General features: G+C 63.7%; 14 protein-coding genes. 3 read left to right on the top strand and 11 right to left on the bottom strand.

What is annotated here, in order from left to right; translation table 11 throughout:
* Window positions 1-61: 61 nt before the first annotated feature.
* The 3 genes from FJ970_RS29480 to FJ970_RS29470 all read right to left on the bottom strand — a co-directional run bounded on the left by FJ970_RS29480 (window position 62) and on the right by FJ970_RS29470 (window position 3,859).
* Window positions 62-1,180: a P1 family peptidase gene (locus FJ970_RS29480; protein WP_140756626.1), complete on the bottom strand. Its 1,119-nt coding sequence runs from the start codon at window positions 1,178-1,180 to the stop codon at window positions 62-64.
* Window positions 1,181-1,183: 3 nt separating this feature from the next.
* Window positions 1,184-2,830 (bottom strand): exodeoxyribonuclease VII large subunit, encoded by a 1,647-nt coding sequence (gene xseA / locus FJ970_RS29475; protein ID WP_140756628.1) that lies wholly within the window; start codon window positions 2,828-2,830, stop codon window positions 1,184-1,186.
* A gap of 72 nt (window positions 2,831-2,902) precedes the next feature.
* A complete protein-coding gene (locus tag FJ970_RS29470) occupies window positions 2,903-3,859 on the bottom strand; it encodes a LysR substrate-binding domain-containing protein (RefSeq protein WP_140756630.1) in 957 nt (318 codons plus the stop codon).
* A gap of 271 nt (window positions 3,860-4,130) precedes the next feature.
* On the opposite strand from FJ970_RS29470, the gene FJ970_RS29465 reads away from it, so the two are divergent.
* A complete protein-coding gene (locus FJ970_RS29465; protein ID WP_140756632.1) occupies window positions 4,131-4,421 on the top strand; it encodes a DUF1127 domain-containing protein in 291 nt (96 codons plus the stop codon).
* A 141-nt stretch (window positions 4,422-4,562) separates the two neighbouring features.
* On the opposite strand, the gene FJ970_RS29460 is transcribed toward FJ970_RS29465, so the two are convergent.
* The 5 genes from FJ970_RS29460 to FJ970_RS29440 form a co-directional block, all read right to left on the bottom strand.
* Window positions 4,563-4,787, bottom strand: coding sequence for a type II toxin-antitoxin system HicB family antitoxin (locus tag FJ970_RS29460; RefSeq protein ID WP_140756634.1), 225 nt, complete (start codon window positions 4,785-4,787; stop codon window positions 4,563-4,565).
* 98 nt (window positions 4,788-4,885) lie between these two features.
* On the bottom strand, window positions 4,886-5,908 hold the full coding sequence (locus FJ970_RS29455; RefSeq protein WP_140756636.1) for a DUF937 domain-containing protein: 1,023 nt from the start codon (window positions 5,906-5,908) through the stop codon (window positions 4,886-4,888).
* A gap of 90 nt (window positions 5,909-5,998) precedes the next feature.
* Window positions 5,999-7,372, bottom strand: coding sequence for a glutamate--cysteine ligase (locus FJ970_RS29450; RefSeq protein WP_140756638.1), 1,374 nt, complete (start codon window positions 7,370-7,372; stop codon window positions 5,999-6,001).
* A 145-nt stretch (window positions 7,373-7,517) separates the two neighbouring features.
* Window positions 7,518-8,252, bottom strand: a complete 735-nt coding sequence (locus FJ970_RS29445; protein ID WP_140757039.1) for a 16S rRNA (uracil(1498)-N(3))-methyltransferase — start codon at window positions 8,250-8,252, stop codon at window positions 7,518-7,520.
* Window positions 8,253-8,283: 31 nt separating this feature from the next.
* Complete coding sequence (locus tag FJ970_RS29440) at window positions 8,284-8,931, bottom strand: hypothetical protein (protein WP_140756640.1); 648 nt, start codon at window positions 8,929-8,931, stop codon at window positions 8,284-8,286.
* A gap of 87 nt (window positions 8,932-9,018) precedes the next feature.
* Between FJ970_RS29440 and FJ970_RS29435 the strand changes: the two genes are divergently transcribed.
* Together FJ970_RS29435 and FJ970_RS29430 are read left to right on the top strand one after the other, a co-directional pair.
* Window positions 9,019-9,717 (top strand): type 1 glutamine amidotransferase, encoded by a 699-nt coding sequence (locus FJ970_RS29435; protein ID WP_140756642.1) that lies wholly within the window; start codon window positions 9,019-9,021, stop codon window positions 9,715-9,717.
* Between the two features lie 276 nt (window positions 9,718-9,993).
* On the top strand, window positions 9,994-10,134 hold the full coding sequence (locus FJ970_RS29430) for a hypothetical protein (RefSeq protein WP_023782442.1): 141 nt from the start codon (window positions 9,994-9,996) through the stop codon (window positions 10,132-10,134).
* 36 nt (window positions 10,135-10,170) lie between these two features.
* Here FJ970_RS29430 and FJ970_RS29425 read toward each other — a convergent pair whose 3' ends face one another.
* The 3 genes from FJ970_RS29425 to FJ970_RS29415 are packed head-to-tail and all read right to left on the bottom strand — an operon-like array spanning window position 10,171 to window position 12,944.
* Window positions 10,171-10,944 carry a metallophosphoesterase gene (locus FJ970_RS29425; RefSeq protein WP_140756644.1) on the bottom strand — a complete coding sequence of 258 codons (774 nt, stop codon included), beginning with the start codon at window positions 10,942-10,944 and terminating at the stop codon, window positions 10,171-10,173.
* Window positions 10,945-10,978: 34 nt separating this feature from the next.
* Window positions 10,979-12,115 carry an alpha-hydroxy acid oxidase gene (locus FJ970_RS29420; RefSeq protein WP_140756646.1) on the bottom strand — a complete coding sequence of 379 codons (1,137 nt, stop codon included), beginning with the start codon at window positions 12,113-12,115 and terminating at the stop codon, window positions 10,979-10,981.
* Between the two features lie 25 nt (window positions 12,116-12,140).
* Entirely contained in the window at window positions 12,141-12,944 is an 804-nt protein-coding gene (locus FJ970_RS29415; protein WP_140756648.1) for a FadR/GntR family transcriptional regulator, read from the bottom strand.
* Window positions 12,945-13,070: the final 126 nt, after the last annotated feature.

The following is a 13,070-nucleotide window of genomic DNA, read 5'->3' as shown; positions in this document are numbered from 1 at the left end:
CAGGGACAATCCTGTCTGGCTGCGCGGGCTTCGGCCCGCGTTTTCGTCTCAGCCACCCTTCTCAGCCAAATCTTTCCTTGAGCCACGCTTTCGGCAGGGCAGGCACGAAATTGCCATCACGACCGGTCATGTCGTGATTGGCGACAAGAGCGTTCAGAATCGATTCCTCCACCGTCTGGATCACGGCATCGAAGAACGGGTCGATGTCCACATCGGGAATGAAATCGGCGCTGGCGATCCGGCCAGTCAGCCCCAGCGCCGCGGCAGGATTCGCTGTCGAGAAGGCGAGAAAAATGTCGCCCGAACTGTGGTAGCCGAAGCCGCCTGTCATGGCGACGCCGAGCGGCACGCGGCGAGCCAGCCGCTTCATCTGGTGCGGCAGGAAAGGCGCGTCGGTCGCGATGACGGCGATGATTGAGCCCTTTTCCGCGCGCGACGTGGCTTCGCGGATCGCCGGCTCGGTGAGTTCGGATTCGGCACGCAGGCCACGAATGGTGAAATTGCGCCGCTTGCCGAAATTCGACTGCACGAAGGAGCCGACCGTGTAGGTACGCCCTTGCCATGCGACGATGCGCGAGGCCGTGCCGGAACCGGCTTTGAAGCCGAAAGTGATCATGCCGGTGCCGCCGCCGACACTGCCTTCCTCGATCGGACCGCTGGCGGCGCCCTCAAGGGCTTCGGCGACGTGCTCCGATGTCAGATGGTGGCCGTTGATGTCGTTCAGAAACCCGTCATAGGTCTCCGCCGCCACCGGCAAGCCCCAGGCGCTGTCGACGGCCGCCGGCAGCACTTGGTTCATCCAGCGCAGCGTGCCGTCACGCGAAACCCCGCAGGAATGCGTGTTGGTGATGGTGATCGGGAAGTTGAAGGCGCCGGTTTCCTCGATGATGTGCGAGCCGGTCAGCTCGCCATTGCCGTTCTGGCTGAAAATGCCGGCGAAAACCGGCGTCGCCAGCTCGGCGCGCAACCTGGGCAGGATCGCTGTGACACCGGTGCGGACCGGTCCCTTGCCGATGCTGAGCGGACCATCGCCCGATATCAGCGTCGCATAGCCGACCGCGACGCCGGGCACGTCGGTGATCGCGTTGAACGGCCCAGGCGTTCCGTCGAAGCCGATATTGAAGCTTCGCGCGCGCGGCTTGCCGGACGGCGTTGCCAGATGGTGCGGATTGTCGGTCATGCCTTAGAACAATGATCCCTGATCGCCGGGTTCCCTCGTCTTGGCAACTGGGGCCTTGCCTGCGGGCCTAGCAGCCGGCTTTGGCCGCGCCGCGCCGCTGGTCGCCACCGCGTCCGCCGTGCCATCGGCGAACTCCAGCGAAAGCGCCATCCCAGACGCCACGTCGGCGGCCTGCTTGATGACGGCGCCGTCGGCATCCTTCACCAGCGCGAAACCGCGTGCCAGGACGGCCTTGTGCGAAAGCGTCGCCATCAGCCGGTCGGCCTGGACGATGCGGCCGCGCAATCGCTCCAGCCTGAGCAGCATCGCCTGGCCGCCCCGTCTCGTCAAAGCCGTCAGCAAATCCCTCTGCACACGTTGCCGCCGGGCTGTCGGCTCGATCGTGATGCGGCCCTGGAGCAAAGCCAGTTGCTGCCTGTGCCGCTGCAACGACGCCTTGGCGCATTTTGGCAACTGATCCGCGGCACGATTGAGCTCCGCGCGCCGGCTTCTCGCCAGAGTGCGCAGGGCCCCTTGCGCGCGCAAAAGGTTACGGTCGTTGGTGCGCCGCGCCTCGGCAATCCGCTGCGACAGCATTGCCGGCGTCAATTTTACGGCGAAGAACCGTGCTCGCTTGCGCTCGGTGGAAACCATCAGGCCACGACCGAGCCTCGATGTCGCCTCGTCCAGGCGCCGGCGCGGCAGCGCCAGCAATTGATCGGGCGAGGGCAGCGCGCGCGCCGCCGCACGGGCCGCCTGCCGCTTGCGTTCGAAATTGCGCAGCACCGCGGCCTTGAGCCGTGCGCCGAGGCTGACCAGCGTCGCTTCGAGGTCAGCCTTCACCGGCACGGCGATTTCGGCCGCGCCCGTCGGTGTCGGCGCCCGCACATCCGCGACGAGGTCGATCAGCGTCCAGTCGGTTTCGTGCCCGACGGCCGAAATCACCGGAATGCCCGATGCGGCGACGGCACGGGCGAGTGCCTCGTCGTTGAAGCCCCATAGATCTTCCAGGCTGCCGCCGCCGCGCGCGACGATCAGCAGATCGGGGCGCTGGATGGGGCTGTCCCATGCCAGCGCGTTGAAACCGGTGACGGCATTGGTCACTTCCGCACTCGCCGTGTCACCCTGCACGCGCACCGGCCAGACCAGCACATGCAGCGGAAAACGGTCCTTGATGCGATGAATGATGTCGCGGATGACGGACCCGGTCGGCGATGTGACGACGCCGATGGTGCACGGCATGAATGGCAGCCGGCGTTTGCGGCCCGCATCGAAAAGCCCCTCCGCCTGCAGCCGGCGCTTGCGCTCCTCCAGCAGCGCCATCAGCGCCCCGGCGCCGGCCGGCTCCAGATTGTCGATGACGATCTGGTAGTTGGACTTGCCGGGATAGGTGGTGAGCTTGCCTGTGGCGATCACCTCCATCCCTTCCTCGGGACGGAATTTCAGCCGGCTCATCGTGCCTTTCCAGACCACGGCGTCGAGCCGGGCGCGGTCGTCCTTCAGCGCGAAATAGGCATGACCGGAGGAATGCGGCCCACGATAGCCCGAGATTTCACCGCGCACCCGCACATTGCCGAAGACGTCCTCGACCGTGCGCTTCAGCGCGCCTGATATTTCGCTCACCGTGTATTCGGTGGCGTTGGTGCGTGATTCGGATGCTGCTTCGCTCATCTGCCGATTGGGGGCTGGTTGGGCGCCGACGTCAAGGCGGCCATGTCAGCCCCGATAGTCATGACCCGCATCCTACCAGCCTGGCAGGATCTGGTTCGGCTTGCTCCGTTTCATCTTGGCGAAGGCGAGTGCCGCGAAGTCGAATGTTCCCGTCTCCTCGCCAAGCGGGATCGAGATGTTGTCCAGGCTTTCCGAAATATGGCGGGCAAGCGCATCGACGATCTCCGGTCGCGAGGTCTGGCCGCGCATGATGCCGATGCGGCAGTCGGGCAGGGCGCCGAAGCCGTCGGCTTCGCCCAGCACCCGCATCCCGGGCCTGAGCGCGCATTCCGGTAGCACCGAAATTGCCAGTCCGGACAGCACGGCGGCGGTGATCACGGTCGCAGAGAAGCTGGTGAACAGGATGCGGTAGTCGCGGTTCTGCTGGTCCAGCACGTCGACGGCGGCGCGCCGCCAGATGCAGTTCGGCCGGCCGAAGGCCATCGGCAGGATTTCCTGCTCGTGCGTCGCGTGATTGGCCGAGGAGACCCACAGCAGCGGTTCACGCCGCACCACCTCCGATTGGCCGCGCACATCATTGTGCGTCACCAGTGCCAGGTCGAGATTGCCGCGCTTGATGTGTTCGACCAGCCCCGGCGTCGGCTCGCAGATGACGGTCAGTTCGACGCGCGGATTGGAGCGCGTGAAGCGTGCCATGATCTCCGGCAGGAAACGGTCCGCATAGTCGTCCGGCGTGCCGATGCGGATCGTGCCTTCGAGCCGCTGGTCGTCGAAGGCGGCGAGCGTCTCGCGGTTGAGATAGAGCAGCCGCCTTGCGTAGGAGAGCAGCTTGTCGCCTTCCTCGGTCAGCCTGTTGCTGCGCCCCTCCTTCTCGAACAGCGGCTTGCCGATCCGCTCCTCCAGCCGGCGCATCTGCATCGACACCGCCGACTGGGTGCGGTGCACTTCTTCCGCTGCGCGCGTGAAGCTGCCGGTATCGGCAATCGAGATGAAGGTCTGCAATTGATCGAGATCGAGCGGTGCTTTCATCGATGTGATCCATCACGAGTGTTGATGCCAAAGATTAAAAACATTCGTTGGATTAATCAATCGGTCGATGGCAAATTGGCATTGTCCACATGAAGGCATGTGAATCGAAGCCGGAACGGCCGCTGTCATCAGCGCCGATCGTCGGGTTTCGTCCGCCCTACAGCGTCGCCGTCCTTTGGACGCGCAAAGGACGCTGTAGCCCTTGTTTTTGCGCATGATCCTTTTCCGAACCTCCGGTTCGGGGTCATGCGGCAGTCTGAAGGAGACCGACATGACCACGATCGATTTCGCCACCGAGACCTCGCGCATCACCTCGCGTCCGGCCGTTGCGACGCGCGTGGCCAACACCATCTCCAACGCCTATCGCGCCTGGAAAAATCGCCGCGCTTTCTACCGTCTTGGCGAGATGTCGGACGCCGAGCTCGCCGATATCGGCCTGACGCGCGCCGACCTGCATGTCGCAATCGGCGTGCCGTTTGGCCGCGACCCGACGGCGAGGTTGCGCGAAATCGCCAGCGATCGCGTGGAAACGATCGAGGACATCGCCCGCAAGGTGGCTTGATTGGCTGAGTTTCGGTTCAGTTGAACCTTTTTACGGTTCAGCGCGACCAAGGTTCATGCAGGCTCCCCACTCCCTGCCGGTTCCCCGCCGGCCTGCCTGCACGCTGCCCGGTCCTCCCAAGGACCGGGCTTTTCTTTTTGCTCAGGCGAATGCCAGCTTTCGCGACGGCTTTGGTATCGATCTGCCGAGATCATGCGCGGCCTCTATCCAGGACGCTATGGCATCTTGAACATTTGCGACGGCCTCTTCGGGAGTCTCACCGTCGCTCATGCAACCAGGAAGATCTGGTACAAGGGCTGAAAACCCACCTCCGTCCTCGATCGCAAGCGGCGCGATGATGACCGGATATTCAAGTCTGTCAGTCATGTCTCTTTGCCTCGTCGATGAATGTTACGGGTTTCCGGATATTGCGGCGCATCTGCTCCAGCCGTTTGCTCATGGATTTGTCCCGGACGTTTGAACTGCTACCGCCGGTCCATGTCCCGCTTGAACTGGTCGAAGATCGTTTCCACGCCCTTCTGGTATTCGTCGCGCTGCTGGGCGCCGGTCTCGAACATCTTGCCGAAAATGTCGTCGAACGGGTTCCTTGGCCGGCCGCTTGGATTGGCTTGCGGCTGTGGTGGCTGGCGCTGCTGCGGCTGCGGCGCTTGAGGCTGTTGCGGGGTGGGCTGCCCGCCCGGCATGCCACCGAAGCCTCCGCCTTGCCGCAGCATCTCCTCGAAGATTTTCCCCAGCGGGTTGTCGCCGTAGGGACTCTGTGTCTGCTGTGGCTGGGGTTGGCTTTGTGGTTGCTGCGGCGCGCCGCCGCCGAACATGTCCTGCAGCACCTTGCCGAGCGGGTTGTCACCGTAGGGATTTGGTGCCGGCTGCGGCTGGCTTTGCGGTTGCGCCGAGCCGCCGCCGAACATGTCCTGCAAGACTTTGCCGAGCGGGTTGTCCATCTGCGGCGGCGGCGACTGGCGCTGTTGTGGCGCCGGCGCCTGCATGCCGCCTTGCCGCATCATCTGCTCGATGATCTCGCCCAGCGGATTGCCGCCACCCCCAAGACCAGCCGCGGCCTGCATCTGATTTGTCGTCTGCTTGAATAGTCCGCCCATCACCATCGAAGCGATCGCGGGCAGCATCTGCTGCAGGATCTGCTGGCTGACGCCGCTCGCCTGCGCCGCCTGGCTGGCCACCGCGCGCGACAGCTCCTTGGAGCCGAACAAATGTCCCAGGATGCCGTTGCCTTCATCGACGCCTTGGGGCGAGAAGGCGCGGGTCGCGTCCTCGAAATACTTGGCGTGCTGGCCGCTTGCCATCGCCGTCATGAAGGCGCCGAGCCCGTAGGGATCGGCGGTATTGCGTTGCAACCCTTGTGAAAAGGCCGGCAGCAGTGCTGCGACCGCCGCCTGTGTCTGCTGCAGCGAAAGCCCGTATTGTTGCGCAAGCGCCTGCATGCCGTTGCCGTTCTGGGCCTGCGTCAGCATGTCGAACAAGGTAGGCATCGGCTTCTCCTCCGGGAAATCCTCAGGTGAGAGCCTAATTCGTTTCAATGCCCGATTGAAGCAGCTTTTGCCGCTCGCTAGCGCGCGGGGTTAATAGGCATATTCCATGAATACCGGCTCGATCGAGCCGCCCCAGCGCGTGTGATAGGCCGACAGCATCTCCTCGGCGCTGGTCGTGCCGCGCGCCACGACCTCGTCGAGCGTGTTGAGGAACGAGGTTTCGTCATAGCCGTCGCGGTTCCTCTTGCCGCGGTTCTTCAATCCGGTGCGCGAAATGGCCATGACGTCGCGGGCGACTTCGCGCAGCGTGGTGTTGCGGAAAGGCGCGGAAATGCCGAGTTCGGGCACGGCATTGCGCATGGCCAGCACTTCCTTGTAGGTCCAGCTCGACGTCAACGCCTCGGCCGCGTCGAGCGCCGCCTCGTCGTAGAGCAGCCCGACCCAGAATGCCGGCAGCGCGCAGATGCGCCGCCAGGGACCGCCATCGGCGCCGCGCATTTCCAGGAAGCGCTTCAGCCGCACGTCGGGGAACAAGGTCGACAGATGGTTTGCCCAGTCGCCCATGGTCGGCAGCCCGTCAGGCACTTCATTGCGCGCGGCCCCGGCCATGAACTGGCGGAAGGTGATATGCGTCATGTCGTGATAGCGGCCGTCGCGAATGACGAAATACATCGGCACGTCGAGCGCCCATTCGACATAATCGGCGAAGCCGAAATCCGGTGAGAAGCAGAATTCGAGCAGGCCGGAGCGTTGGTTGTCGGTGTCGCGCCAGATGTCGCCACGCCAGCTCTGCAGCCCGTTCGGGCGGCTGTCGGTGAAGGGCGAGTTGGCGAACAGCGCCGTCGACAGCGGCTGCAGTTTCAGCGACACCTGCATCTTGCGGCGCATGTCGGTCTCGCTCTCGAAGTCGAGGTTCACCTGGATCGTGCAGGTCCGGTACATCATGTCGAGGCCCTTGGTGCCGACCTTGGGCATGTAGCGCGTCATGATCTCATAGCGCGACTTCGGCATTTTCGGCGTCTCGGCCAGCGACCATTTCGGGCTGCCGCCGAGGCCGAGGAAGCGGATGCCCATCGGCTCTGCGATCTCGCGCACCTGCGCCAGATGGGCATTGCCTTCGCGGCAGGTCTGGTGGATCGTTTCCAGCGGCGCGCCGGAGAGCTCGAACTGACCGCCGGGTTCCAGCGAAATCGCGCCCTGGCCTGTCGGCTCGACCAGGCCGATGATGCGGCCGTCATCGATGATGGGATCCCAGCCCAGCTTGTTCTGCATGCCTTCAAGGATGGCGCGGATGCCGCGCTCGCCGCCGTAAGGCACCGGTGCATTGCCATCGACATAGAACGGGAATTTCTCGTGCTCGGTGCCGATGCGCCATTTTTCGCGCGGCTTGTTGCCTTCGGCCAGGTGCTCGACAAGCTCGTCTATGCCTTCGATGGGCCGGAAATCGGTTGTGTCGCGCGCCATTGTCAAGCCCTCAAAGGCGGTTGGACCCACCGCCGGCGCTAAATGGACGAAATGTCAGTAGCCGATCAAGCGAAAAATCCTGAGCCACAGGTCAAGAGGAATTGAAGACCACGGCCGGCAAACCGCTCTTGCAAGAGACAACGTCCTACCAGTCGCCAATTGTTGCCTGCATCACCGCAAGCGCCGCCACCGCTGCCGTGTCGGCGCGCAGGATACGCGGCCCGAGCGGAATGGCGGTCACGAAGGGGAGCGCCCGCAGCATCTTGCGCTCCTCGTCGGAAAAGCCGCCCTCGGGCCCGACCAGCAGGGCGAGCTTCTTTTCCTTTACCGCCTGCAAGGCAGGCAGCGGGTTGTTGGTCGAGGCGTCCTCGTCGCAGAAGATCAGTCGCCTTTCCTTGTCCCAACCGGTCAGCAGGCGCTCGAATTTTTCCGCCTCGCGAACCTCCGGCACCGCCAGGATGCCGCATTGTTCGGCTGCCTCGACGACATTGCCGCGCAGGCGATCGATGGACGGCTTTGCCACCTGGGTGTGCTGGGTGATGACCGGCTGCAGGACGCCGGCGCCCATCTCGACTGCCTTCTGCACGAGATAATCGAGCCGGCCCTGCTTCAGCGACGCGAAGCAGTAGACGAGATCGGGCAGGGGCGGCTGCGTCCGTTGCGGCGCCAGTACCTTCAGCCGCACCGATCGCTTTGATTTCGCTGATATCGCTGCCGACCACTCGCCGTCGCGGCCATTGAAGACAAGGATCTGCGCGCCTTCGGAGAGCCGCAGCACATGCAAGAGATAATGGCTCTGCTGCTGGCTGGGCTCGAACTCGATGTCTGGCCCGAGGTCATAGGGCACGAACAGACGTTGCATCTTGTAGTTGGCGCGCATGGCCGAGGAATGGGCGAGGCGGCCGCCGGCGTCAAGCCTTGGCGGAAGGATGCCACACGGGTTGAAAGCCATGACGCAGGACGGCAAGCGTCGTCTCCGGGGTCAGCAGCACAAGCGTCTCATCCTCGAACTGATCAAGGCTGGTTGGCGGGCCGTATCCGGAAAAGGCCCATGGCAATGCCTCGCCTTTGCGCAAGGCATAGGCGTTGCCGCCGGCTGCGATCATCGCGCCATGGGGCAGGCGGGCAAGCACATCCATCGCGACAGCCGGCCGCTTGCCGCCCGACGCCAGCCGCTCCCTGTGCAATCGCTTGTCGACCTGCGGGGCGCGCGGCTCGGCAATACCGAAGGCTTGGCCGAAGCGGGCGACAAAATCCCTGGCCCGTTCGCGCTGGCAAAAGAAACAGGGGCGATGTCCGGCCGCGAGCGCCGTCACCTCGTCGAGAAAGAACAGCTCGGTCCAGCCGGCCTTGCCACCGGCCCGGTTGCGGCCCATCGGCTCGCGCCGCACATTGCGGAATTGACACACGCAGATGATCCAGGCCTGAAGCGCCCAGCGCTTTTTCAGGAGAGTCCTTGTCGCGGGGTCGTGGATAATGCCGCGATTGCCGGTGAACAGGCCGCGCTGCGGCACGGCGTGGATGGCGCCGAACGGATCGACCCGGTTCTGCAGTGGCATAGTCTTCTCCGCGTGCTCGCATCTTGGCTGAAATGCCGGCGCCATGATATCGCTCGTGGCACCTTTTTCATGTCAGCAGGGTTTTCGATGCGTGTGCTGGTTGTCCAGAACTACGACAACACCGGCCTCGGCCAGGTCGGTGCGGCACTGGCGGAAGCGGGTGCCGATCTCGATGTGCGCCTTCCCTACATGGGCGATCCGCTGCCTGAGGACGCAACCGGCCATGATGCCATGGTGGTACTCGGCGGCGGCCAGAATGCGCTGGCCGACGAAGAATATCCCTATTTCCCGGCGCTGCTCGAACTGACCCGCGATTTCGCTGGCAAGGACCGCGCCGTGCTCGGCATCTGCCTCGGCAGCCAACTCGTCGCCCGCGCCTTTGGCGGCGAAAACCGCATCGGCGGCGCCAACGAATTCGGCTGGCGCGGCGTGTCGCTGACGCCGGATGCCAAGGCCGATCCGGTGCTGGCTGAACTGCCGGAAAAGTTCCCGATCTTCCAGTGGCACGACGACACGTTCGTGTTGCCCGAAAACGCCGTGCGGCTCGCCGGCAACGATGTCGCCGAAAACCAAGCGTTTCGCGTCGGCCGCGCCGTCTATGGCTTCCAGTTCCATTTCGAGGCCGACCGGCCGATGGTGAAGGATTGGAGCTCCTCCTTCGCCCCGACCATTGCCGCGCGCCATCCCGACTGGGCCGGCAAGCTCGATGGTGAAATGGCCCGCAACGGTCCCGACGCCGATGCGGCTGGTCTCGCCATCGCCCGTGCTTGGGTGGCGACCATCTAACGTCCGCTCACGGTTCGCGTGACATAATTGGCACGCGGCCATGAATCCGTCTGGGGAAAACCTTTTCATCCTTGGCTTGTGTCCGGCCGCCATCCTAGAAGGCGCGCGCCCTACGCTGGCTGTGCAACCGGGATGAACCTTTTGTGTGACCCGTGCGACACACCATCGATACAGAACACGCCTAGAAGCGCGAAATCGTCGAAACTTTGAAGCGATTTTTCCATTTCAACGCATTGGTAACCGCCTCGTGCACAGATGCAGGAAGCTCAACAAGAGATGACCTCCGTGAAAGCAGCGCTTCTGTCCTTTGCCATGCTGTCCGCCATTGTGCTTTGCGGTCTTGGTATTTACGCCGCCGATGCGGCCAACAACCACAACGCCGTCGACGGCTACGGCGTCACCGCTTCCCTGCGCTAGGCCAAGGCATCCGTCGCGCCCTCGGGCGCCGGGTCCTCAAGGCTCCTTTATCGACATTTCCAGGATGCGTTTGTCTGCGCCGTCCACGACGAGCGCGGTCAACATGCCTGACTGCCAGGCAAGCGTGTCGACATTGACGCGGTTGGCCATCACTTCCGCCTCGGGGACGGGCGTGTGGCCGTGCACCACGATCTTGGCGAAGAGGCCGGTGTGGTCGTGAAAGACGTCACGGATCCAGATCAGGTCCTGCGGGTTCTGATTGTCCAAGGGAATGCCTGGCCTGATGCCGGCATGGCAGAAGAAGAAGTCGCCCGATGTCATCGAGAACGGCAGCGATCGCAGGAAGTCGACATGACTTTGCGGCACGGCGTCGAGCAGGGCTTGATGGCCCCTGCGCACGGCTGATTCCGCCTTGCCGAACCAAACGCCGGTGCCGTTGTTGATCGTCACCCCGTAGGATTGCGCGGTCTGGATGCCGCCGAAACGGATGAACAGCCCTTCGGGGTCGGGCGTCTTGAGAAAATCGAGAAAGCCGATGTCGTGATTGCCGGCCAGCATCATGTTTCGCGGATCACGTTCGCGCGCCTCGATCAGAAAGTCGATGACGCCCTTGGAGTCCGGTCCGCGATCGACATAGTCGCCAAGATGGATGATGCGCCAGTCCGCGACCAGGTCCCTCGCGATCTCGGCCTTGATCTGTCCGTGCATGGCGGCCAGCAGGTCGAGCCGGCCATGCACGTCGCCGATCGCGTAAAGACGCACGCCGTCCGGCCCATGTGCGTCGAGGAAATGGATGCCAGGTTCCGCCAAGGTCTGGATATCTCCGTGGTCAGATGTCACGGACTTAGCGTCGGAGCTGCTCCTTGCCCATGTCGGTGACCAGACGCTTTCCGCACAGCGCCAGCGTGATGTCCATCTCCTTGCGGATGATTTCCAACGCTTTGGTAACCCCTTCCTTGCCCAGCGCGCCAAGGCCGTAAAGAAATGGCCGGCCGATATAGGTGCCCTTGGCGCCTAGGCACAGCGCTTTCAAAACGTCCTGGCCGGAGCGGATGCCGCCGTCCATATGGACTTCGATTTGGTCGCCAACCGCATCGGCGATTTCCTCCAGCACCATGATCGACGATGACGCGCCATCGAGCTGCCGCCCGCCATGGTTGGAAACGATGATCGCGTCGGCGCCGGTCTTGGCCGCCATCAGCGCGTCTTCCTTGTCGAGGATGCCCTTGAGGATCAGCTTGCCGCCCCAGCGTTCCTTGATCCAGGCGACGTCCTTCCACGACAGTTGCGGATCGAACTGCTCCGTCGTCCATGACGACAGCGAAGCCACATCGCCGACGCCCTTGGCATGTCCGACGATGTTGCGGAAGGTACGGCGCTTCGTGCCAGCCATGCCCATCCACCAGCCAGGCCGCACCGCGATGTTGGCTATGTTGGCCAACGTCATCTTGGGCGGCGCCGAAAGCCCGTTGCGGACGTCCTTGTGACGCTGGCCGAGGACCTGCAGGTCGAGTGTCAGCACCAGCGCCGAGCATTTCGCCGCCTTCGCCCGGTCGATCAAACTAAGCACGAAGTCCTTGTCGCGCAGCACATAGAGCTGGAACCAGAACGGTTTCTTCGTCACCGAGGCGACATCTTCGATAGAGCAGATGCTCATCGTCGAGAGCGTGAACGGCACGCCGAATTCCTCTGCCGCCTGCGCTGCCAGCATCTCACCGTCGGCATGCTGCATGCCGGTCAGGCCGGTCGGCGCCAGCGCCACCGGCATCGACACTTTCTGGCCGACCATGGTCGATTCCAGCGAGCGGTTGCTCATGTCGACCAGCACGCGCTGGCGGAACTTGATCTTCTGGAAGTCTTCCTCGTTCGCCCGATAAGTGCTCTCGGTCCAGGCGCCCGAGTCGGCATAGTCGAAGAACATCTTGGGCACGCGTCGGCGCGCGAGATCCTTGAGGTCTGCGATGGTGAGAATGTCGCTCATGATGGTTCCCGCTTGATCGAATTGATTAGGAGCGTCTACGCGCCGGTTCGTTGTCGCCGGCTTCCGAACGCTGCCGCAGCCTCAGCCGCGACACGCGTTGCCAGTCGCCGCTGCGTTCGGCTTCCGCCATCGAACGCTCGACATAGGTCATGTGGTCCATCGCCGCCTGGCGGGCGCCGGCTGGATCGCCGGCCTTGACCGCGGTGTGGATCGCCCGGTGCTGCGTCAGCAGCGCCTCGCGTGCGCCAGGCACGGTGAACACCAGCAGCCGGTTCTGGAACACGCCTTCCGACAAGAGCCGGTAGCAGGAGCGCAGCGTGTGCAAGAGCAGGATGTTGTGCGCGCATTCGCAGATCGCATGATGGAACTCGACGTCGATCTCGGCCTCGTCGTCGAAATCGCAGGTGCGATGCGCCTCGTCCATGCGCGCCATGATGCGGTCGAGCAGGGCAAGGTCCTCGGGTGTGGCGCGCCGCGCCGCGTATTCGGCGGCTATGCCTTCGATCTCGCGGCGGTATTCCAGATAGTCGGCCACCGCCTTGCGATGCGTCGAGATCAGGTCCGCCACCGGCTTGGTGAACAGCTGGCCGATAATGTCGGCGACGTGCGTGCCGCCGCCCGGGCGGGTCGACAGCAGGCCGCGCCCTTCAAGCGCCTTCAGCGCATCGCGCAGGATGGGCCGCGACACATCGAACTGACGTGCCAGCTCGCGCTCGCCCGGCAGCCGGTCGCCGGTGCGCAGCACGCCTTCGAGAATGAGGCTTTCGATCTGCTGCACCACCTCGTCGGCGGTGCGCGAATGCTCGATCCTGGAGAAAATGTCGCTCAAAGGAAGCGCCTGGAGAACGGAATGATGTCGCGCAGATTAAGGCCACTGTCGCCAACTGGTCAAATTATTTATCCAATTCGTCTCGTTCGGTCGATTCTTGCGCCGCGCCGGCATATCGCCTCGGGC

This window comes from Mesorhizobium sp. B2-1-8 (assembly GCF_006442545.2).
In the GTDB taxonomy this organism is placed as follows: domain Bacteria; phylum Pseudomonadota; class Alphaproteobacteria; order Rhizobiales; family Rhizobiaceae; genus Mesorhizobium.
The sequence above is the reverse complement of the archived record's forward strand: the minus strand, read 5'-3'. Positions and strand labels throughout refer to the sequence as shown.